This window comes from Pelosinus baikalensis (assembly GCF_020819555.1).
Classification (GTDB): Bacteria; Bacillota; Negativicutes; order DSM-13327; family DSM-13327; genus Pelosinus; species Pelosinus baikalensis.
This window is the reverse complement of sequence record NZ_JAJHJB010000009.1, coordinates 107633-130326: the sequence shown is the minus strand read 5'-3', so window position 1 is coordinate 130326 and position 22694 is coordinate 107633. Positions and strand designations below refer to the sequence as shown.

Genomic DNA, 22694 nt, shown 5'->3' with positions numbered 1-22694 from the left:
TAACAGGGGGAAAAGAAAATGGCATTAACTCGTAGCGAAGTATTAGCAAAACTTAAAGCTGAGGTAGCAAAGGGGAAAATTATTTTAGGAGCAGGAGCAGGAACTGGCATATCTGCAAAAAGCGGTGAAGCAGGCGGAGTTGATCTGATTATCATTTATAATTCCGGACGATACAGAATGGCTGGTCGTGGTTCTTTGGCCGGATTGCTTTCTTATGGGGATGCCAATCAAATTGTTGTGGACATGGGAGCAGAAGTATTACCTGTAGTTAAGCATACTCCTGTGCTTGCAGGAGTATGCGGAACCGATCCTTTTCGTTTAATGGATGTGTTCTTAAAACAACTAAAGAATTCAGGATTTGTAGGAGTTCAGAATTTCCCGACAGTGGGATTAATTGATGGAGTTTTCAGAGCAAATCTTGAGGAAACTGGTATGGGATATGATTTAGAAGTAGATATGATCAGGCAAGCTCACGAGCTTGACCTGCTTACAACACCCTATGTTTTTGATGAAGAACAAGCCGTCAAAATGGCAAAGGCTGGAGCTGATATTCTAGTTGCCCATATGGGGCTAACAACCAAGGGAACGATTGGAGCAAAAACAGCCTTAACCTTGGATGATTGTGTAAAGAAAGTTCAAGCAATATGTGATGCAGGAAAATCTGTAAATCCTGATATTTTAGTCATTTGTCATGGCGGTCCAATTGCTGAACCAGAAGATGCTCAATATGTAATTTCCAGAACGAAAGGGGTAGCAGGATTCTTTGGCGCATCCAGCATTGAACGATTTGCCACAGAAGTGGGCATAAAACAACAAGCAGAAGCATTTAAAAACATAAACATTTAAAATAAGTGATTGATCATGCTCAGTTACTTTTAAGACCATCTGAACTAAAGGTTTAGATGGTTTTTAATATGCTAATTTATAAGTTTTGTAAGTGAAAAACATAAGTAATTATGAACCACAAAGGCACAATGCCGTTGCTGCGGCATTGTGCCTTTGTTTCCTTTGCGAATTTGTGGTTCGATTGTTTTATACAGCAGGTTAATCTTAGTTTTTGGTAAATACTATAGGTAAAGAAAAATTGATTGATGAAATACCGCAAGACACATTTGAGAAAGTTGCTAAACTATAATTATAGAAAGATTGTACACGAAATTTTGCTATTGGTGGTGGTGAGAGAAAATGATTATAAGTGCCAGCAGACGCACCGATATTCCAGCATTCTATTCTGATTGGATTGTGAATCGCTTAAAAGAAGGCTTTGTATATACTACCAACCCAATGAATCCTAAGCAGGTTAGTAAAGTCCCTCTAACTGCCGATGTTGTGGATTGCATTGTTTTTTGGACAAAAAATGCCCAGCCGATGTTAAATAAGCTGGATGTCATCAATGGGATGGGTTATTCCTATTATTTTCAATTTACGATCACTCCTTACGATCATAGGATAGAGCAAAACTTGGCGGATAAAACTAAAATTATGGAAGGATTTAAGGCATTGAGTGAAAAAATTGGCAGGCAAAGGGTAATCTGGCGTTATGATCCTGTTATTATAAATAACAGCTTTTCAGTGGAATATCATCTTGAACAATTTTACAACATGTGCAGTTTTCTTAAGGACTACACAACAAAGTGTATTTTCAGCTTTGTAGAATTATATGCCAAAATAAGGAAGCGAACAAAAGGTATCATTGATCAGGAAGTCGATTTTGAGAATCGGAATAAGATCGCTTATGCCTTCTCTGAAATTGCAAAAGGCCATAAACTTTCTTTAGAAACCTGTTCGGAAAAAATAGATTTTAGTAACTATGGTATTATGCATTCTTCCTGTATCAATCAAACAACAATTGAAAATATCATCGGATATTCCATCAATGGGAAAAGAGATTTGAATCAAAGACCGCATTGCGGCTGTATCGAAAGTATCGATATCGGTGCCTACGATTGTTGCTCTCATGGCTGTGTTTATTGTTATGCTGCATCGAATGAAAATAAGATCTACCAGAATATACAGCAGCATAACCGTCATTCGCCTCTGCTGCTTGATCAACCCTATACAGATTATAAAATAAGGGATCGCGTAGTAACCTCTTTGAAAAACGGACAGGTTTCATTGTTCTAAGTAAGTATAGCGTATATTGACACGTAAGAGTGAGAGACTAAATGAATTAAGAATATGTTAGTATTTTTTGAAAAACTAGTTGTATACTATTTTTTAGGAGTATAATAATTAGTAGTATATAAAAAATGGAAAAAGGAGTAATTGTGATGGATGAAGTTCTAAAATTTCTGAAAGATAACCCAACGTTTTATCTTGCTACTGTTGATGGGAATATACCCAAAGTACGGCCCTTCGGGTTTGTTATGAATTATGAAGGTAAGCTGCATTTTGGTACCAACAACAAAAAAGATGTGTACAAGCAGCTTAAAGCGAATCCGCATTTTGAAGTATCTACAACGTCTAAAACCGGTGAATGGCTGCGTCTGAAGGGGAAAGCTGTCTTTAATACGAACAAGCAATCCAAGCAAGCAGCTTTCGATTCTGCACCCTTTCTTAGTCAAATGTATAGTGTTGATGATGCGATCTTTGAATTATTTTATATTGAAGAGGCTGAAGCGACATTTAACACTATGAAGGGTGATTCTAAAACCGTTCAATTTTAACAGAAGAGTTACATATTTTCTATCATAGAAAGACAATAAGAAGCAATGGGGATTCCTCATTGCTTCTTATTGTTGAATTCACATATCAGCCAAATCCTCAGAGTGTAAGCGTCATATCAAACCATTGGGAGCCACCGTGAGTTGATTTAGAAAGTCCGTTGTTCACGTAGCCCAATGATTCATAATAGTGGACTAACGGATCTTTACAAGTCAGAATAATGCTTTTTCGCCCCGTATTCTTAGCGGTCTGAATCAAATAATTCATTAATTGAGACGCGATTCCCTGGCGACGGTACTCTGGAATTACATCCAGACCAAAAATAGCTAGGTTTTGACCATTTGGTATATGGTGCTGTGTACTATAAAAAAGTTCATCATAGATTACAGGACTATTGGTGATGCATCCGTTCACAAAGCCGATTAAAACCCCCTCTTTTTCAGCTACAAAAAAGCATTCAGGAAAAGCCGCAATCCTTGTCTTTAATGACTCACGCGTTGCTGCTTCCGCTGCAGAAAAGCAAATCGTTTCTATTTCAGCTACACGCTCCAAATCCTCTGGTCGAACGTTTCGAATTGTTATTTCTATCATAAGATGTCCTCCCAAGCTCAAGTATTATAGATGATTAGAACCCATTATATCATAGATTATTAGGACAAAGAGAGAATGAAATCGTAATGCGGATGCTTTTTGTATATACTATAGATAAATGTAATATTGAAAGAAATAAGAGGAGCAGGGGTGTTGATATGGCATATAAATTAGTCTGTATTGATATTGATGGAACACTTCTTAACAAAAAGCATATCATCACTAAAAGAACAAAAGACATCCTAGTGAAGGCACATGAGATGGGTGTTCATATCGTCATCAGTACTGGACGAATGTATACGGATGCAGAATATTACTCCAATCTTCTTGGTGTACAGTCTCCAGTAATAGCGGCAAATGGAGCATTTATAAAAGAAAAAAATAACGATACAGTAATTTACAAGGATGTCCTTGGTTCAGAGGTATCATTAGAACTACTGAAGATTTTTCGTAAACACCAAATAAAGCCTTACTTTTGCACACCCCATAAGTTTTATTATAGTAATATTATGTTTAGGCTTTTCTATTTAGGAACTCAAATATGGGGTACGCGAAGCAACAAACTGGATCTGCAATATGTATTTTCCTGGAACCAGTGGCAAAAGGTGTTACATAAAGAGCAAGATAATATTGTAAAAAGTGAGGTTATTTATAGAAATCCGGCATTAGTTTCTGCCTTAAGGAATGAATTAATGAATGTGCCACAATTAGAAATCGTCGATTCTTCAAGATATAATATCGAAATTACCCGCAAAGGAGTTTCTAAAGGCAAAGCGGTAGCAATGCTGGCGGAATTTTATAATTTAAAGCGAGAAGAGATCATTACCATAGGTGATAGTGCAAACGATATATCAATGATTGAATTTGCTGGCATGGGTATTGCTATGGGAAATGCTTTAGAGATCGTAAAAGAAAAGGCGGATTATATAACCGATTCCAATGACAATGAGGGTGTAGCGAATGCCATTAATAAGTTTGTTTTAAAGGAGCGCTTTTGAATGAATAGTAAACATAGCTTTGAATCTAGAATGTATTGGAGTAATGATAATTTAAAGAAAGAATAAAACATGAAGAAAGGCACTACATGCTAGTGCCTTTCTTCATGTTTTATCGGATTGGATTTGTTAGAAATTAAGTCAATTTCTAACAAGACTGACCCGATTTATTAGAGACTTTATCTAGCGTAAAATTTTTAGTTTTTAAACATAGAGCTACTCTTTCAGTGATATAGTTAGACCGCTGCCACTAGGGGCTCTACCAATGTGGAAAGGTATATCACAGAAAACAGCACACGGACCGGCATAAAGAATATTACAGACATTGATAGCAACGCATGTGCCTATAGGGAATGTTGTGCCCGATACAACAAAATCGATTTCTCTAATGTAGTTGTCGTCCATGGTGCAGGTAAATGAACTGAGATTTATAGCTGCGGCTGGTCTTGTCAACTCCAACAGAATAAATTCACAATCGTCCTCTACTTTAACATCAATGTCCAATTTTGGTGATTTACAGCATTTATCGTCTTTTTTACATTTTTCATCGTCGTGCTTGTGTTCGTGTTCGTGGTCTTTGTCGCAGCAATCGTGTTCTGTCCGATCGCCTAGCAGGCCTTTAAACCGTCCAGTCAGTACCTGAAAATCCTTGAGAACCAAAGTTACATGAAGGCAACTGGCGAAATCGAAGTCTTTTGGAAATCCCATATTGATATCTCTCCTTTTTACAATTTGACTTACTGTCTACTTCATAATATGAAAGTGATTATGTAATAGTTACTTAATATCGAGGCAATGGCGACATTATTTTTCTACTATTAGGAAGGACCTATGCTGCGGGATCGGCAGTGGTGCTGATTTTTTCACGAAAAGACTCTTGGTAATCACGTTCATGTTTTCTTTGAATAGAATAAAGTAAACAAAAATTTTATGAGTAGGAGTTGAACGTTTTGTCTATAAAGCAGCATCCTAGTGGATTAAAGCTTGATTTTGGTTCGACAGTGACAATCCTTACAACTGCCGTTGCGGACACCAAACATTGCAGGCGAGTAAGCGGGCAAGGCATATTTACTGGGGTTGTTCTTGAAGAATCTGAGCTCAGGTTAAAAAGGAGTTCCAAACATGTACTGATTTCCGTGGACGGCTTAAGTGAGTTGCAAGATGATAGTAAAAAAGAGGTGGGAGACTGCTGTTGTCATGAAAATAAACATGATGATAAACAGAATGATTGGGAGGAACATAAATCCCACTATCAAAAGGGCTTTGGAGAACATAAAAATGATTATGAGCATGAAGTAAAAACAATGCAAGAATTTGTGATTTTGTCTTTGACATGCTCGTCTTTTCCATTTATTCCAGGACAGATCGTTTGGATCAGCATCGATCAAATCATTGCTTTGACAGTACTTTGTAAAAATTAAATAATGATAAACGAGAAACTCCTGCAAAAACTCTAACGTGAGTTTGCAGGAGTTTCTCGTTTATCAATTCATGGATGCAGAGTCTTTATCCCTTTAGGGCAGTAGATGTAAGTTCATATTATAGTGGGCAGACCAATATTGAATGAGCAGCCCCAGAACCAAGGCAAAGCCAAAAAGAGTATTGGTTTGTGCTGTGGCTACCATGGCTGGTGCTAGAGATTCTGGAGTTGTATTCTTAAGAAAAATTCGTGAAGCTTGGATGGCCCTGGGTATACTGATGAAACATAAAAGCGACCAAAGGGGCAGCAGGTCAATTGTCACTAAAAATAAGATCCATAAATAAGAAAAGATAAACATTCCGATTAAACAGTAGGTTGCTTTGGTTCGCTTTAAAAGAATTGCCAGAGTTTGTCGACCATGTCTTCTGTCGTCTTCTAAATCACGCAGATTATTAGACATTAAAATAGCTCCGATTAATGTTGAAGTAGATACAGAGCCCATGACGGCTATGGTGGTGACAGTACCAGTTTGAAGATAAAAGGAAATTACAATAATGACGAGTCCCATACAAGTACCTGAAACCAACTCGCCAAAAGGTGTTGCTGAAAGGGGAAAGGGACCGCCAGAATAGAGATAGCCTACAGCAGCACAACAAAGACCAATGGGCAGCAGCCACCAACTACTTTCGTTGCAAAGATAGAGTCCCAATAAGATTGCAGTAGCCACAGTGCATTGTGCAACGGCTAAAATTTGACGAGGATCAGCGCCATATCTAACAATAGCACCACCGATTCCCAAAGAATGTTCGTGGTCCAAACCACGTTTGTAATCGTAATATTCATTAAATATATTCGTTGCAACTTGAATGAGAATGCTTGCTAAGAGCATAATAAAGAGTAAGTCCAGACGAATTTGATGGGAAGGCAGGGCTAAAACGGTGCCAATAGCTACTGGAACAAAGGAGGCTGTTAAGGTGTGCGGACGAAGTAGTTTCCACCAGATACTCCATTTATGTCTACTAACTGGAGTAAGTGCCTGTATCGGTTGTCTGACTTGTTGCGGTGTGTGCATATTCTGACACCTTCTTCTATTTAGTATCATTTTTTTTATATATAATTCCATATTATTGAGAAAAATCCTTTAATCTTCACTCTTCATAGGACATTTGCAGATCGAATTCTAGAATCCCATTTATGAAAATACGATGAATCAAAAGGAGGTGTAGGAATGGTCAGTACAGGGAAAGTCACGAATGTTGCAGAGGAAGGGAATACAATAATAATCAATATTGTTTTTATGGATGACACTGAGAAAACTGTCGTTTTAGCAAATGAAGATAGTAACAAATATAAAGATAAATATGTTATTTGTGGTATGGATTCAGATAATAATACTAAAATACTAGAGATCGTTGGTGATGATCTGGATTAGCCCATAAAAAAATAAGGTCGTCTGACCTTGCGGGGTAAGACGACCTTATTTTATAAGAAAAAGGACAAAATACCTAGGAAACTATGACATTTTGCATGTGTGAAAATCGTCTATTTATTACGATAATAGTAATAATAGGAAATAATTGAATTTTCGAAAAGGAGACGATGTTATGTTTGTTATGGAGTCCTGGTTATCGAATTTATTGCATCTTGTTTTGACTGTCGGATTTTTATTATATTTATATCGTCTAAGTGAGAAACTGAATGACTAAAACTGCAGAGATTCTCTTCAGGTAAAACCCCGCTCAGTCAATATACTGAACGGGGTTTTACATTTATCCAGCAAGGCATGTGGAAAAGTTTCTCTAACAAGGCAAGCGTTTTTAGGATACGAGATAACATTCAAATAGAATTAAACAGATATTAACATTCCCTTAACAAGCTGCCAGACAGGTTGTTTTATACTGAACTAAATAACAACCCCAAGGAGGCATTTTTTATGATCAAACAAGGAAAAATACAGTCCCTACTGCTATGGTTACTTTTTATGATGACAATTCTGTTGGCAGGGTGTGGAACGGGGGTGCAGCAGCCTGAGGCTACTACCGGAAAAAGCGGAGAAATAAGCGGTAAGTTACAAGTTTATACATCACAACCGGATAGTGATATTAGTAAATTAGTGACTGGGTTTACGAAAAAATATCCTCAAGTTCAGGTAGAAGTGTTTCGATCCGGCACGGAAGAGGTAATTGCACGAATTAACACGGAAATGAAGGCTGGAAAGTTAGGAGCGGATGTATTGTTTTTGGCTGATGCTCCTACGTTCGAGGCACTCAAAGCGCAGAATTTGCTGCTGTCTTATCAATCAAGTGAGCTTGAGGGCGTGAATCGAGATCTGCTGGATAGTGATAATATGTATTCTCCAACCAAAATGATTCCCATTGGAATTGTGGTAAATACCAATAAAGTGAAGGACTTAGACAAGGTTGACTGGAATACCCTGTCTGAATCTGAAAGCAAAGGGCAAACAGTCATGCCCAGTCCCTTGTATTCGGGAGCAGCAGCTTATAATCTGGGTATATTTAGAAATCAATCTACACTGGGATGGAGTTATTATGAAAAGCTAAAAGATAATCAGGTGATGGTGGTAAAAGGTAATGGCGATGTCATTAAACGTGTAGCCAGCGGGGAAAAAAGTTATGGCATGGTGGTAGATTTTATGGCCTTTAATGCTGCCAAACAGGGCTCACCAGTTGCCTTTATTTATCCTAAGACTGGTTCTGCCGTTATTACGGAGCCTGTCGGTATTGCGAAAACCACGCAAAATGCAGCTGCCGCTAAAGCTTTTGTTGATTTTGTGCTTTCTGCCGAAGGGCAGCAATTAGCGGTGCAGCAAGGCTACCTGCCAGTTAACAAGGATGTGAATGCGCCTGAAGGCAGACAGGCCGCTGCCTTAAAAATCTTGAATGCACCAATTAAGAAACTGGTTGAACAACGGGATGCTGACAAAAAAGACTTTACTGTATTATTCGGCGGATGATTATGAAACGTATCAAATCATGGTGGCTGCCCATATTACCGATCATTTTAATCATCTATCCCCTGTGGAATTTGGTTGCTGTTTCCTTGGGAGTATCTACTGTGCAGCAAGAAATCTCATTAGCTGCATATGGTCAGTTGCTCCAAGATCCACAATTGCCGACTGTAATCCAAAATACCTTGTATATCGCGGTTGTTTCCACACTCGCTTCCTTACTTATGGGCGTCGTGGCTGCCATACTTACGGAAAAAACAGATATACCGGGACGCCAGGGCTGGCGTCTTGTTTTTATCCTTCCAGTGCTTTTGCCCTCTTACGTAATTTCCATTGCCTGGCAGCACTGGGCGGGGCCCGTCGGTTTGGTAAACGGCTGGTTACAGAATTTGTTTGATCGAACAATGTGGGATTTAGCGGGCATTAATGAAATTGTCATTGTAATGGCTATTTCTCATATGCCGATTGCTTATTTGCTGGTACGATCTGCTCTTACTGCAATTCCGGCACACTTGGAAGATGCTGCTCGCATTGCAGGTGCCCGACCCGTTAAAGTGTTCATCTCTGTAGTCTTACCATTAACCGCGCCGGCTTTGGTCAATGCTGCCTTATTATGTTTTGCAAGTGCTCTGGATAATTTCGGTATTCCTGCTTTTATCGGTATACCTTCTGGTATTACAGTTCTTAGTACGCTGATTTATCAAAAAGTCGTTGGTCTGGGAGGCGGTCAGTTTGAACAGGCGGCGGCTCTGGCAGTAGTAACAGGGCTGCTATCCATGATACCTGTATATTTTCAGGGCAAGATTTTTCATGGACCCAAATATTCCCGGGAAGAAGGGAGCCGAGAAAAAAGAATATATCCTATGGGAATTTGGAAATGGTTATTGGTTTTGTTCGTGAGTATATGGCAGGGGATAACCGTTGTGGGACCTTGTCTGGCAATGCTGTTGTTGTCTCTGGCACCTGCCTATGGCGTTTCCTTGACCCTAAGCAATCTTACCTTTGCTCATTATATTTCCTTGTGGACGGATACACCAGTGGTGGTTGCAGGTCTGAAAAACAGTCTGTTGTTAGCCCTAATATCTACGGCTGCAGTTTTATTGCTTGCCTGGCCCTTGGCACGAAGGATCGTACTTGCCCCATCACGCCTGGTTACTTTTTTGGATGGCATTGCCGCTATACCTTACTGTCTGCCGGGAATGGTAGTAGGGTTAGCCGTACTGCTGACTTGGATTCATCCTATTCCCGGCACCTCCTTTAGCCTGTATGGCGGTATGGTAATTTTGCTCTTGGCCTATATACCCCGATTTTATACTTTCGGCATCCGGACCTGGACCACGGCATGGGCACGATTTTCTTTGGCATTGGAAGAAGCGGGGCATGTTGCAGGGGCTGGACCCATGACGGTAACCCGTCGGATTACGTTGCCAATTTTTCGTGAAGAGGCATTTGGCGGTGGAGCTCTTATTTTTTTGTTAGCTTTTACCGAGCTGACCCTTTCTTCATTGCTGGCTGGCTCTCAGTTTCCTACATTGGGGGTTATTGTTTTCAGTATGGAAGCAGCAGGACGTGCTCTGGAAAGTGCGGCATTAGGTACGTTGTTGACGTTGCTGACACTGGGGTTATCGGCAGGCGTCTGCAAATACTTGCTTGACGAAAAAAACTCGGAAGAAAAGGAGATAAAGGCGTGAATGCAGATTTGCGAGAGCGGCAACAAGCATTAGAGATACGAAATCTGGCGGTACATTACGGCAACTCGCAACATTGGGTTTTGCAGGACTTTGACCTTACTGTCAGACCAGGTGAGTTTGTTGTGATAATTGGACCAAGCGGTTGCGGAAAAAGTACATTGCTAAGACTGATTGCCGGTTTTACCCAATTGCAGCAAGGAGAAATCGTCATTGGAAAAAGAGTGGCGGCAACTGCTGGTGGAGTGTGTATACCTCCCGAAAAAAGAGATGTGGGTTTCGTTTTTCAATCCTATGCCTTATGGCCCCATATGACGGTCAAAGCCAATATTGCCTTCCCGCTGGAGCAAAGGCGGTTTACTACCGTACAAAGAGAGCAGCGAGTGGATGAAGTAATTATGAAATTCGGGTTGAAGGAATATCAGCATCGATATCCAGCAGAACTGTCGGGAGGACAACGGCAGCGGGTGGCGCTGGCCCGGGCTCTGGTCGGACAGCCTGCTTTATTGCTAATGGACGAACCGTTATCCAGCCTGGATGTAGCTTTGCGTAAAAAAATTCAGGATGAATTGTTGATTATGCACAGGGAATGGCAGCCGACAGTTCTTTATGTTACCCATGACCAAGATGAGGCGGTGAAACTGGCCGAACGTCTTATTGTGCTGCATGAGGGGAAAATCCAGCAGGCAGGAACGCCATATGACATCTTCCATTCTCCTAATAATCCCTTTGTAGCGAATTTTTTTGGCGAAGTCAATGAATTAAGTGGCAGTGTAGTTGAAAATCAAGGAAATGGGTACAGCCGTATAAGAATTGGTGATCATACATTCATTTTGACACGCACACAATCCTTTTTAGACTGCGGGGAAAGGGTTAGGGTATTCATTCGTCCCTCATGGGTGGAATTACAAGAACGAGAAGATGTGTCCAATGCGCGCATTACAGGCAGCCGGTTTATGGGAGCCTATACGGATTATTCATTAGAATGGCAGGGCATACCTTTGCGGGTATCCACTCAGATCTCCAACTCCAAAAGAGTGGGTGACAGCATATTTGTACAGGTGAAAGATGCCTGGAGTATAAAAGAAGATGAAATATAAATGTGAGGAGAGTGCTTATGACTTTGTCACTGGCAAATAGTTTCGAAATCTGGCAGGGAAAGTCATTCTTTTGAGCAGCATTTATTTGCTGCTGTTTTTTTATGACATAAGGGAAACGCTAAACACAGAGGAATTGAGATGTGGGAGTTCTTTAAATTTGCAGGATAAATATAGTGACTTGCTAAATATACTATGAATAAGTAAGTGTTTCTGATAGCTTTTAGTATATACTATGAATACTAGCATCATTTAGACTTTGTTAAGCCTAGTGAAGGGGGAATGAAAGATGGAAATCAAGCATCCTGAATGGTTACAGATAAAAACGGGTAACCTTATCTTATATGGTTACAATCAAGAGTGGTATAAGACTTCTTTTCAGAAGACGAGAGGCTGCGGACCTACAGCTGCTGCCATGCTGCTTTTGTATTTGAATAGACGTGAAGCAGGATCTTTGCCATACCAAAGTCACAGTATTTCCTCTATAACTCAAATACTGGAGGATGTGTGGAATTTTGTTACTCCTGGATGGTTGCTAGGACTCAATAGCACTAGGAAATTCTGCAGGGGAGTAGAGGATCTTGCAGAACATTATGAACTAAGTTGGCAATGTCGTGAACTTAGCCTTTCTGCATTTAAGTTTAAGCGGGCATCACTTTCTCAAGTAGTAAAATTCTTAAACGAAGGCCTCGCTTCTGATTGTCCTATTGCATTTTTGAATTTGCAAAAAGGACGAGTGACATCCTTAGAGAGCTGGCATTGGATTGTGCTTGTGTCTTTGTCTTATAAAGAAAGTGAGAATCGTTATCTGGCTACTTGTTATGACGGAGGTCGTTTACTTACTTTTGATTTGGGTCTTTGGCTGGAAACCACTAGACTTGGAGGCGGGTTTGTATATGTAACCGTTGAAACAAGTCATAAAAAGCCGAAATAGCAGAATGATCCCTAGATTAATGCAGAATAGACAGGTATCTCATGAGATAGTAAGATATTTGATGAAAAACATAATATTTGCATGTTTCAACTGTCTATGGAATGAAGTATGCCTGAATGTGATTGTATAAGCAACGTTGTAAAATGGTAGACTATGGTATAATGAACCTAGGTTTACGATAGAAAAGGAGATGTTCGATATGGGAGACAAAAGCCCAAAGAACAAGGAAAAAAAGAAGAAAAAGGCAGAAAAAAAGGCTGCTCCACCAATTCTAGCAAATAAATCTGAATAATTTTCTATATGAAGCGCAACCACTAGCTGGTTGTGTTTTTTTTTGTAATTGCGATGAGTTAAATAAAGTTAATAGATGGAATAAAATATTATAAAAATTATAATAAGGAGAAATTTTATGTATCCACAATATCCCTATTACAATAAATTTCAAAAATGTAAAGATCAGCCGATCTCTTTTCCGCCACAACACCAGGATCGTCAACCAGGATTGGAATACCTAATGGATCCGTCAAGCATTTATAGTTATGCTGCTGGGTTGCCAAAAGAGAATCTTAAGGATTTGAGGACTTTAGTGCATTATAAATTTTAGCCGAAATATCAGCAAGAAAATTACTGGCATAAGGCAGCGGCTGCTTAGTTGTAGTATAAAGACTGATTAAAACCACATTCTGTCCGTCGTCAATAATACCTACATCACATTGGACTCCCGGCAGCTCCCCAACCTTGTGCAGCACTTTTTTGCCTTGCAGGAATCTGGGAATTTCTTCTTGGAAGATGGTATTGCTCAACTCTTCTTTTAAAATGGATGAGAATTCTTTTCCAAGATAGGTCTCATTATAGATTGTTTCAAAAACTAGCGACATTTCATAAGGGGTTGTAACACTGTGATATCCATATTCCTTGAAAGCCTCACGGCTATGGATTCTAGTATTGACAAGATTTAGGTCGGTTAGCACACGAGTAAGTGCATCCGGTTGCTTTGCTTCGATAATATCCAAAAGTTCATAAAAAGCAGGATTATCGCTAACGATCATCATTTGTTTTATATTCTCATCATAGTGTTGCTTTTCGCTAACTGAAGCATTTGGATATAGATATTTATAGATGGCAATTGCAACGACTAATTTATGGGTGGATGCTGTGGGAAAGATTATATTTTGATTAAATTGAAGCGTTTGATTTGTTTTAAGGTTTCGTGCATATAGACCGATTTGGCCATTAAACTGTTTCAATTCGTTAATAAGCTGCAAAGATTCTTGTTCAGGTAATGGCTGGCTGGCAATCGGCGGCGGTGTTCCTACCTCTGGTTTTTCCTGAGGAGCGTTTAAAGTACCACAGGCACTGAGCGAAAATAGTAATACCATGGAAAAAAGCATCAATATTGCCTTGTTCATTTTGTCAACTCCTAGAATGTAAAATATTTCTTTATATTTAAGAATTTGAAGAGTACTACTATAGGGGAGTATCCTCCGTTAAAGTGAAAAATATACTGGCAATGGTTGTTAATGGTGACATTGAGATACATAGGCTTCCTCCAGCGGGGCAGGAACTACTCTTTACATTAGTGGACAAAGGAATCTATCGGAGGCTTGGTGAGAGTCGAGAAGAGCGAAAAGCGCAAGTAATGCTGATCTGTGCAACTTCTGAGGACATTTCCAGTTCATTGTTGATGACATTTCGGCGTCGTATACCAGTACAAATTACCTTGCCTAGAATTAGCGAAAGACCCGTAAAAGAAAGAATTGCTTTAATTGTTCTTTTTGTAAAACAAGAGGCCATACGTTTAGATTTGCCAATCTGGATTTCAGGGGAAGCCTTACGTACCTTTACTTATTATAATTGTCCAGCTAATATTGGTGAATTGCGCAATGATTTGCAGTTATGTTGTGCAAGAAGCTATTTATCTTATTTGGCGTCAGCAGTGGATAAGCTAACCATTGATACGAATGTGATACCACAAAGGATATTTTCCATGGTCAGACATCAAGAGGTGATTGATGCTTCCATTAATAAACTCTTTAAGGATGGTCTTGCTGTTGAACCTGGAGGGCAGCCTTTAACTCAAAACTTATCCAATAATTATGATTTGCCCATTGACCTTTACAGTTTTATTGATAAGAAAATTGCCAGTCATCGGCAGATGCGAATGTCGGATGAAGATGTTGAACATCAGGTTGGAAAAGATTTAGAAAAATATTTTGAATCAGTTGTCCAGGCATTTTTCAAGCCTGAACATTCCGATATGCCAATCAGTATTATTCAACAAAATTTCTGGGAAGCTGCAAATTTGCTTTTAAATGATGCAGCAGGTAAGATGAATCGGAAATACGGAAGAAAGACATTAGTCGCATTAGCACTGCACTTGCAGCAATTTAAGGAACGGGTTGTATCAGGGCGCGTCGTTTATAATCCCAATCTTAAAGCCATCAAAGCAGAGCATGGGCAGGCATACAGCATAGTACAGGATAATGCTGCTGTTTTAACAAGAAAGCTCGGTATCACGATGTCTCCTGATGAGATTGGTTTTATTGCCATGTTTTTAATTCATGGCTCTGATGATATCGCCACATCCAGAATCGGTTTGATTATTGTGGCTCATGGTCGGGGAACTGCGCAAAATATGGCGGAAGTAGCCAATAATTTATTAGGTACAGATCACGTGAAATCCTATGATATTCCCTTAAATAAAAGTAATGCAAAAACGGTGGAAGAATTACAAGAGGTTGTATTAAAGGCCAATGAAGGTCGTGGAGTTATTATTCTGGTGGACATGGGTTTCTTAGTTACAATGGAGAATATGCTTGCCAAAGCGACTCGTGTTCCCCTAAGAATTATTCCCAATGTTACTACTGCATTGGTCTTGGAAGCGGGAAGGAGAGTATTAACAACCGATGATAATCTAGAGCAGGCAGTATCTAATATTTATACCTCATATGATGAATATACTTTGACCTTAAGGCAGAAAAGACAGTCTAAAGTTGATGGCAAAGACGGTAAAGGAATTATTTTAGTTACTTGCTCTAGCGGTGAAGGAGTAGCCAAAAAAATTAAAGAAATATTGCTTGACAATATTCCGGAAACTCACAATATGAATTTTATTACGGCGGGGGCCATGAGTGACATACAAGGGATGGCTGCAGAGGTTGGAGAGAATCTGCGAATTGCTATTGGCAGTATTGATCCAAGGTTAGAAGCGATACCTTTTGTTCATGTCAGTGAATTATTTTCACAAGATGGCATTAATCGTATCTGTGCCTTGCTAAAGTTGGACTTAATAGAAGAAAATCAGATAAGTCTAGATGAATATGCAAAGGGCGAGGCATATGCATTAGTTGCTGGACAACTTAATAAATTTGTAAAGACATTACCGGTAGATCAAGTCAAAGTTTGTTGTGAAGAGTTAGTTGAAAAAATTGAACATTACTTTTTCAATGGAAAAATATCACAAGATGCCATTGTCCGTATTTATTTGCATGCTGCCTGCATGTTTGACCGTATTCATGCTGGTGAAGCATTGCAGCCTCCGGATTGGAGTGAACAGATTAAAAGCGAGAGACAGACAGATTTTCAGCAATTAAAAAGTATCGTAGATTATGCTGCAATCAGTCTGAGGGTAGAAGTGCCTGATTCTGAAACCTGCTATTTTCTAAGTACACTTCCTGTTAGAAATAAATAGCATTATAAGCGGTAAGAAGAATAAGTAAAACCTGAAGCATGTTTGAAGGAAGAAAAGATATGGATGTTGAATGCTGCGTATGTGATTTGGACATGAATTATATCGTATACGATAAAAGACACTATTTGCTGATTGTGAGCAAATAGTGTCTTTTATGTAAGCGAAATAAGTGGATACTCTATAATAATTAACATATAATGTGTTTATCGGATGTATAAGTCCTTCTATACGCTATTTGTGCCCTGCTAAGGGTAGAAAAATAACCTTGCAAGGAGTAATTGACTATGCAATGTAATAATTTTAAAATTGTTATATCTGGAGATATATGCATAAACTCTCTTTATTGGACCACAGATCCTCAAAATAATAAAGGGCTGAATTGGCAAAATAGTTTAAACGTACATAGTGTTTTAATGCCAGGCGAAGCACTGTTATTAGCAAAGTTAGTAACGTTAGCAACAGGATCTTGTGTATTATCTCCTCACATACAAGATCTTGAATCGATTGCATCAAAGGAATATCTTAGAGCAATGGCAGAAGTAGAACTGTTTCCTATGTTTGGTAATAAAAAGAATAATGATAAAGTGTACAGAGTAAAACGTCTCCTTGGTTTTGCAGGACCGGTTTCTGGCGTACCTAAATTGCTGCCAATTGCAAATGATGACGCAAATGCTGAGATGGTTATCATTGATGATGAAAATAACGGATATCATTCGAATGAAGAATTTTGGCCACTAGCCTTAAAAATGTCTGATAAGACACCAATTATTTTATATAAAATGAGTAATCCTATCAATACAACTCTTCTTTGGAAAAATCTCGAGAAGAATCATATGGATAAAACGATCGTTATTATCAATAGTGATGATTTACGCTCAAAAGGGGTTAACATTAGCAGAAGCCTTTCCTGGGAAAGGACTGCACAGGATTTCGTGTGGCAGATTAACAATAGTCCAAACCTTGCTTTTCTGACGCAATGTCGTCACCTTGTCGTTCTTTTTGGGCTCGAAGGTGCCATTTATTATAAAAATGAGGGTGTACCTGAATCGTGTTTATATTTTTTGCCTTACGAGTTTGAAGGAGAATTTATTACGGATAGTCAAGGAAAAATGTCTGGTTTTACTTCATGCTTTGTATCTGGAATTGCGCGCAGTATTGTTATGGGACATGAGAATAGCGAAGATCTAGCGGCATCAATAGGTGAAGGGATACGGGAAGGAATTGTTGCTGCCCAGAAATACTTTATCGAAGGGTTCGGTAAAAATATCGGAGTTGCTCCCTTTCCTAATCCTGACATCTTCTTAGAAGGCGAACATGACTTTATTTATAAAGAACATGTACAAGATGTAGTCATACGGCTTGCAGACAATGTCAGCTGCCAATCTTGCTGGTATATACTCAAAGATAACAGCTCAACCAACTTGGCGGAAATTGCATATAACATTGTCAAAAATGGTGTACAACATGCGCTTAAATTTATACCGATTGCCCAGTTTGGAAATTTACAAACTGTGGATAGGGGAGAAATCGAAAGTTACAGGAGTATTAAGAACCTAATGACGGAGTATATTTCTACAGCCAATGCGCCTCGTCCGTTGTGTATGGCAGTCTTTGGAACTCCCGGGTCAGGAAAGTCCTTTGGCGTAACAGAAATCGCCTCCAGTATTGCACCTAGGCTCATTAAGAAACTGAATTTTAATCTATCCCAACTAAGTACTCCCCTAGAGTTAATTAATGCCTTTCACAAGGTAAGAGATGTGTGTTTGGAAGGAAAGCTTCCCCTCGTATTTTTTGATGAATTTGATTCTCCTTTTGGAGAAAAACTGGGTTGGCTAAAATACTTTTTAGCACCTATGCAGGATGGTGTGTTTAGGGAAGGGGACTCTCTTCATTCGATTGGTAAAGCGATCTTTGTATTTGCTGGCGGCACAAGCAGTACCCTGCAAGACTTTTGTGGCGAAGACATTGAAGATGAACAGGAACGTAAACGCTTTTTGCTAGATTTCAAAGGGGCAAAGGGGCCGGATTTCTTAAGCCGCTTAAGAGGTTATGTCAATATATTGGGGCCCAATCAGACCAATCAGCATACCGATCAATTGTTCATTATTCGCCGGGCGATGTTGCTGCGTGCCCTGTTAGAGAGAAAAGTACCTCACCTTATCAAAGATAAAGGCGAAGCCCAAATTGATAATGGAGTATTGCGGGCAATGCTTAAAATTCCAAGATATAAACATGAATCAAGGTCTATGGAAGCCATACTGGAAATGAGTCTGCTCACCAATGCAAAAAAATGGGAACAATCATACTTGCCGTCCCAAGAGCAGCTGAAATTACATGTTGATGAAGAGGAATTTCTACGCCACTTGATGCATGACACTTTTTTTAGTGAGAAAATTGAAAGTCTAGCAATTGCCATTCATGAAAAATATAGAGAACTCAATAAGCATAATACAAATGTAGATTCTGAATTACTAAAAAAGTGGGAAGATCTTGACGAAGAACTTAAAGAATCTGCTCGCAATCAGGCAAGAAATATTCCCAATGCTTTGCTGATGATTAACTATGATGTTATTTCTGTAAAAGAAACTCCGCCTATTGTAGAGTTTACACAAAGAGAATTGGATATGCTTGTTGCATATGAACATACTCATTGGTGCCGCTATCGTAAAGGGGCTGGCTGGAAAAAGGGAAATGTGAAAGACAAGACGAAAAAAACAGATCCAACCCTTGTCAATTGGAACAGCCTGCCTAAGGAGAATCAATATAAAATTTACCAAATGGTAACGATTTGGCCGGAAATCTTGGCAAATGCAAATTTTAAGATGGAACGACTTAAATTTTTATGTGATTGTGAGACGGAAATGTAAATCTGTAAGATAAATAGTATATTTTACTGCATAGAGAAATTTGCTTATAGACTTCCAATATCATATACCTTTTATTTAATAAGATACAATTCAAAAGCCCCCATGCATTTAAAATCGATTAGAAACGATTCTAGATGTATGGGGCTTTTTTTTAGAGTATCTAGATATCTTTTTTTTGCATTAGTGTCTTTACACCTGTATTGACATAAATGAAGACGATAGATTACAATGAGATGAAGAAGACTTAAACTGGACGACTGACTGATTTTACCTGAAATTCAGTCACTGAGTAAATAGTAGGTATAGTAAGGATGAATCTAGCTTTAATATGGAAAGAAGTACAGAAGGAAGATTATAAATTAGGGAATAAGGGGAGTGAAAATATTGCTGGAGTTAACAAGGGAGATTCAGCGTTTGAAACAAGAACGTAATGCGGTGATTTTAGCACATAATTATCAATTAGAAGAGGTGCAAAAGGTTGCAGACTATGTCGGAGATTCTTTTTATTTAAGTAAATTGGCAGCCAATAGCCAACATGATGTAATTGTATTTTGTGGTGTTCGCTTTATGGCGGAAACAGCCAAAATAGTATCACCAACAAAAATCGTATTATTACCAGAAAAGGATGCTGGCTGTCCATTAGCAGAAATGATTACAGGGCAAGGATTGCGCATTTTAAAATCTCAGCATCCTGGTGTACCAGTCGTCTGCTATATTAATTCATCAGCAGAGGTAAAGGCTGAGAGTGATATATGCTGTACTTCGGCTAATGCAGTTAAAATTGTTGCCTCTCTGCCTGATCGAAAGGTCATTTTCGTTCCCGATGAGAATTTGGGTGATTATGTTGCCAAGCAAGTGTCGGACAAGGAGTTAATTCTTTGGAAAGGTCACTGTGTTACCCATGCCAAAGTACAACCCAAGGATGTGAATCAGGTTCGAGAGTTATATCCTACAGCAAAAATTTTAATTCATCCGGAGTGCAATCCGGCAGTAGCTGCTTTAGCTGACTTTGTTGGCAGTACATCCGAGATTATTCGTTATGCACAACTCTCTGAGGAAAGCACATTTGTGATTGGCACAGAAATGGGAGTTGTATGTACGCTGAAAGAGACTATGCCTAATAAACAATTTTTCTTACTGCATCCAGGGCTGGTATGTCCCAATATGAAAAAGACTAGACTAGAAAGTGTCTATCGAGCATTGCAAGATCAGCAATATGAAATTCATGTGGAGTCAGAATATGCTTTACGCGCACAGCTCACCTTGCAAAGAATGTTGGAGGTAGTGTGATGGCAGAACGAAGCTATATTGTATCACCCAAGATAAATATTGCTGAGTTAGATGACAGGCATTATGATGTTATCATCATTGGTGCAGGAATTGCAGGCATGACAGTTGCCCTGTCTTTAGATCCTAAGCTTAAGGTAGCCCTTGTTAGTAAGGAGCATCTTGAGGAAAGCAGTACTTATAAAGCCCAAGGAGGGATGGCGATTTCTTTAGGGGCTGATGATAGCTTAGAAGAACACATTGCTGATACAATGCGAGTAGGCAGAGGCCTATGCCATGAGCCAGCAGTGGAGACCACGATTAGAGAATCGCCGAATGCACTAGATTTCTTACAGTCTTTAGGTACTGATTTCAACCGGGGGGAAGACGGGCTATATTTGGGTAAAGAAGCAGGTCATTCGCACCATCGAATTGTACATTACTATGATTCAACAGGGCGACATATTGCAGAGACGATGGCAAAACAAATTCAAATGCTGGAAAATATAAATATGCTTGATCATTGTTTTGTCGTCGATCTTTTGACGCAGAATGATCAGTGTTATGGTTGTATTGTTCTACATTCTGGAAAGTTAGTAACACTTCGTGCCCATGCTGTTATAATGGCTACTGGTGGCTATAGCGGCTTATTTGCCCGATCTACCAATAGCATTGCGGCAAATGGTGATGGAATTGCTGCGGCATATCGAGCTGGAGCTGCCATTGCGGATATGGAATTTGTTCAGTTTCATCCAACGTCCTTTGCTACATTATCAGGGGAAATATTTTTATTAACAGAAGCGCTTCGAGGGGAAGGAGCCATACTGCGTAATGCAGCAGGGGAACGATTTATGTTTTCGTATCATGGGGACGGTGAACTGGCTCCCCGGGATGAAGTTTCTCGCGCCATTGTTACGGAGCTGCAGTCTGCTAAGCAAGAGGTTGTTTTCCTAGATGCTCGGCATCTTGGAAAAGAATTTTTAATGGATCGCTTTCGGCAGATCCATGGGGAATTACTAGGAAATGGTTATTATATGGAAAAGGATTTAATACCCATAGCACCAGCAGCTCACTATACCATTGGCGGTATCGCTACGAATCTTTGGGGGCAGACGACATTGCCATATTTATTTGCCTGTGGGGAAGTGGCAGCTACAGGTTTGCATGGTGCGAACCGACTTGCCAGCAATTCATTGCTGGAGGGTGTTGTCTTTGGGCGGAGAGTGGCTCAGACTATTAATCAAGGATTTCCTGTCCATTCCCTAATTAGCAGGAAAGCGGTGATTGATGGCACAATCTTGCATCATCGGTGTGATACTAAGAAGTTAGGAATCACTTTAGATAGAGTAGCAGGAGTGGTACGCAAGGGTGATTCTATGCGTTCGGTGCTGATAGAGTTGCAGCAAGAAGAGAATAACGATAGTTCTTATGTTAGTAGTATTCAGGGGTATCATGGGTATAATGCTTGTCAGTTGGCGGAATTAGTACTAAAAGCAGCGTTGCTGAGGTGTGAGAGCAGAGGGACACATTACCGCGAGGATTACCCTGAAAAAAAAGATGCTGATTTCTCTAAGCATGTGGTTCAGCAATGGGGGAAAGGGAGTGTCTTACATGAACAAGTTAGCATTAGATGATCTGCTGCGCAGATCTTTATTGGAAGATATCGGCTTTGGCGATATTACCAGCGAAGCTATTTTCGCTGAGGACCATATATCCCAAGGATTTCTTCTGGCGAAGCAAAATCTCATTTTAGCAGGAATGCAAGTATTTGCACAAGTTTTTGCCTTACTGGATTCTCAGATTCAGATTAATCCCTATTATGCCGACGGTACAGCAGTTCCGGCAGGAGAGAAAATAGCAAGTATAGCAGGAAATACTCGCTCCTTATTAGCGGGAGAACGAGTTGCTCTTAATTTGCTGCAGCGAATGTCAGGGATAGCAACTCATACTAGGCGTTATGTCGAGGCTGTAAATGACTTTCCTGCAGTTATCGTGGACACACGTAAAACTACGCCTGGCTTACGTATGTTGGAGAAATATGCTGTAACGGTTGGTGGTGGGAAAAATCACCGTTATGGGTTGGACTCTATGGTATTAATAAAGGATAATCATATTCAGGCTGCAGGAGGTATTTCTACAGCAGTACAACGTGTGCGCAGTCAAGGTGCGTCTTTTAGAAAAATAGAAGTAGAAGTTGAAGATTTAAAGCAAGTGCAAGAAGCTTTATCAGTGGGTGTAGACATTATTATGCTGGATAATATGAACATTCAGATGATCGAGCAGGCTGTAAAGATGATTGATGGAAAAGCTTTAGTTGAGGTTTCAGGAAATGTGGTTTTAGAAAGAATAGCGGAGCTGGCTGCTGCTGGAGTGGATATTATTTCAAGCGGTGAGCTGACTCATTCGGTAAAGACAGCTGACATTAGCATGAGATTATCATAAATATAGGGATTGGAGAATACTGAAGTGATTTAATCAATTCCTTATAGAGGGCAAGTAAATCTGACAATATA

Annotated in this window: 19 protein-coding genes; 15 read left to right on the top strand and 4 right to left on the bottom strand. The window is 39.5% G+C overall.

Translation table 11 applies throughout. The features are described from left to right. Positions 1 to 18: 18 nt before the first annotated feature. The 3 genes from LMF89_RS09025 (at position 19) to LMF89_RS09015 (ending at position 2666) form a co-directional block, all read left to right on the top strand. Entirely contained in the window at positions 19 to 846 is an 828-nt protein-coding gene (locus tag LMF89_RS09025) for a phosphoenolpyruvate hydrolase family protein (protein ID WP_229534760.1), read from the top strand. 339 nt (positions 847 to 1185) lie between these two features. Then, the gene (locus tag LMF89_RS09020; protein WP_229534759.1) at positions 1186 to 2124 is read left to right on the top strand and encodes a DUF1848 domain-containing protein; all 939 of its coding nucleotides are present in this window, start codon (positions 1186 to 1188) and stop codon (positions 2122 to 2124) included. A gap of 146 nt (positions 2125 to 2270) precedes the next feature. Continuing rightward, a complete protein-coding gene (locus LMF89_RS09015) occupies positions 2271 to 2666 on the top strand; it encodes a pyridoxamine 5'-phosphate oxidase family protein (protein ID WP_229534758.1) in 396 nt (131 codons plus the stop codon). 97 nt (positions 2667 to 2763) lie between these two features. Here LMF89_RS09015 and LMF89_RS09010 read toward each other — a convergent pair whose 3' ends face one another. After that, entirely contained in the window at positions 2764 to 3255 is a 492-nt protein-coding gene (locus LMF89_RS09010) for a GNAT family N-acetyltransferase (protein ID WP_229534757.1), read from the bottom strand. 158 nt (positions 3256 to 3413) lie between these two features. Here LMF89_RS09010 and LMF89_RS09005 point away from each other — a divergent pair, with 158 nt between their 5' ends. Further along, the gene (locus LMF89_RS09005; protein WP_229534756.1) at positions 3414 to 4253 is read left to right on the top strand and encodes a Cof-type HAD-IIB family hydrolase; all 840 of its coding nucleotides are present in this window, start codon (positions 3414 to 3416) and stop codon (positions 4251 to 4253) included. A gap of 213 nt (positions 4254 to 4466) precedes the next feature. Here LMF89_RS09005 and LMF89_RS09000 read toward each other — a convergent pair whose 3' ends face one another. Further along, positions 4467 to 4958 carry a hypothetical protein gene (locus LMF89_RS09000; RefSeq protein ID WP_229534755.1) on the bottom strand — a complete coding sequence of 164 codons (492 nt, stop codon included), beginning with the start codon at positions 4956 to 4958 and terminating at the stop codon, positions 4467 to 4469. A gap of 242 nt (positions 4959 to 5200) precedes the next feature. Here LMF89_RS09000 and LMF89_RS08995 point away from each other — a divergent pair, with 242 nt between their 5' ends. Continuing rightward, entirely contained in the window at positions 5201 to 5671 is a 471-nt protein-coding gene (locus LMF89_RS08995; RefSeq protein ID WP_229534754.1) for a hypothetical protein, read from the top strand. A 93-nt stretch (positions 5672 to 5764) separates the two neighbouring features. Here the strand turns inward: LMF89_RS08995 and LMF89_RS08990 are convergent, their stop codons facing one another. Then, positions 5765 to 6742: a 1,4-dihydroxy-2-naphthoate polyprenyltransferase gene (locus LMF89_RS08990; protein WP_229534753.1), complete on the bottom strand. Its 978-nt coding sequence runs from the start codon at positions 6740 to 6742 to the stop codon at positions 5765 to 5767. A gap of 156 nt (positions 6743 to 6898) precedes the next feature. Here LMF89_RS08990 and LMF89_RS08985 point away from each other — a divergent pair, with 156 nt between their 5' ends. From LMF89_RS08985 to LMF89_RS08965, 5 genes are all read left to right on the top strand, one after another. After that, complete coding sequence (locus LMF89_RS08985) at positions 6899 to 7102, top strand: hypothetical protein (protein WP_007958210.1); 204 nt, start codon at positions 6899 to 6901, stop codon at positions 7100 to 7102. A gap of 501 nt (positions 7103 to 7603) precedes the next feature. Further along, positions 7604 to 8644 carry an ABC transporter substrate-binding protein gene (locus tag LMF89_RS08980; RefSeq protein ID WP_229534752.1) on the top strand — a complete coding sequence of 347 codons (1041 nt, stop codon included), beginning with the start codon at positions 7604 to 7606 and terminating at the stop codon, positions 8642 to 8644. Between the two features lie 2 nt (positions 8645 to 8646). Continuing rightward, positions 8647 to 10329, top strand: coding sequence for an ABC transporter permease (locus LMF89_RS08975; RefSeq protein WP_229534751.1), 1683 nt, complete (start codon positions 8647 to 8649; stop codon positions 10327 to 10329). Beyond that, on the top strand, positions 10326 to 11426 hold the full coding sequence (locus tag LMF89_RS08970; protein WP_229534750.1) for an ABC transporter ATP-binding protein: 1101 nt from the start codon (positions 10326 to 10328) through the stop codon (positions 11424 to 11426). The genes LMF89_RS08975 and LMF89_RS08970 overlap by 4 nt, the downstream gene beginning before the upstream one ends. Positions 11427 to 11712: 286 nt before the next feature. Next, the gene (locus tag LMF89_RS08965; RefSeq protein ID WP_229534749.1) at positions 11713 to 12357 is read left to right on the top strand and encodes a hypothetical protein; all 645 of its coding nucleotides are present in this window, start codon (positions 11713 to 11715) and stop codon (positions 12355 to 12357) included. 566 nt (positions 12358 to 12923) lie between these two features. On the opposite strand, the gene LMF89_RS08960 is transcribed toward LMF89_RS08965, so the two are convergent. Then, entirely contained in the window at positions 12924 to 13766 is an 843-nt protein-coding gene (locus LMF89_RS08960) for a serine hydrolase (protein ID WP_229534748.1), read from the bottom strand. Positions 13767 to 13849: 83 nt separating this feature from the next. Between LMF89_RS08960 and LMF89_RS08955 the strand changes: the two genes are divergently transcribed. From LMF89_RS08955 to nadC, 5 genes are all read left to right on the top strand, one after another. Continuing rightward, a complete protein-coding gene (locus LMF89_RS08955) occupies positions 13850 to 16048 on the top strand; it encodes a PRD domain-containing protein (RefSeq protein WP_229534747.1) in 2199 nt (732 codons plus the stop codon). 284 nt (positions 16049 to 16332) lie between these two features. Continuing rightward, entirely contained in the window at positions 16333 to 18915 is a 2583-nt protein-coding gene (locus LMF89_RS08950; protein ID WP_229534746.1) for a RyR domain-containing protein, read from the top strand. Positions 18916 to 19299: 384 nt separating this feature from the next. Continuing rightward, complete coding sequence (gene nadA / locus LMF89_RS08945) at positions 19300 to 20205, top strand: quinolinate synthase NadA (RefSeq protein ID WP_229534745.1); 906 nt, start codon at positions 19300 to 19302, stop codon at positions 20203 to 20205. Further along, positions 20205 to 21815 carry an L-aspartate oxidase gene (nadB, locus tag LMF89_RS08940; protein ID WP_229534744.1) on the top strand — a complete coding sequence of 537 codons (1611 nt, stop codon included), beginning with the start codon at positions 20205 to 20207 and terminating at the stop codon, positions 21813 to 21815. The genes nadA and nadB overlap by 1 nt, the downstream gene beginning before the upstream one ends. Beyond that, positions 21793 to 22623 carry a carboxylating nicotinate-nucleotide diphosphorylase gene (gene nadC / locus LMF89_RS08935; protein ID WP_229534743.1) on the top strand — a complete coding sequence of 277 codons (831 nt, stop codon included), beginning with the start codon at positions 21793 to 21795 and terminating at the stop codon, positions 22621 to 22623. Before nadB ends, nadC begins: the two co-directional genes overlap by 23 nt. Positions 22624 to 22694 lie beyond the last annotated feature (71 nt).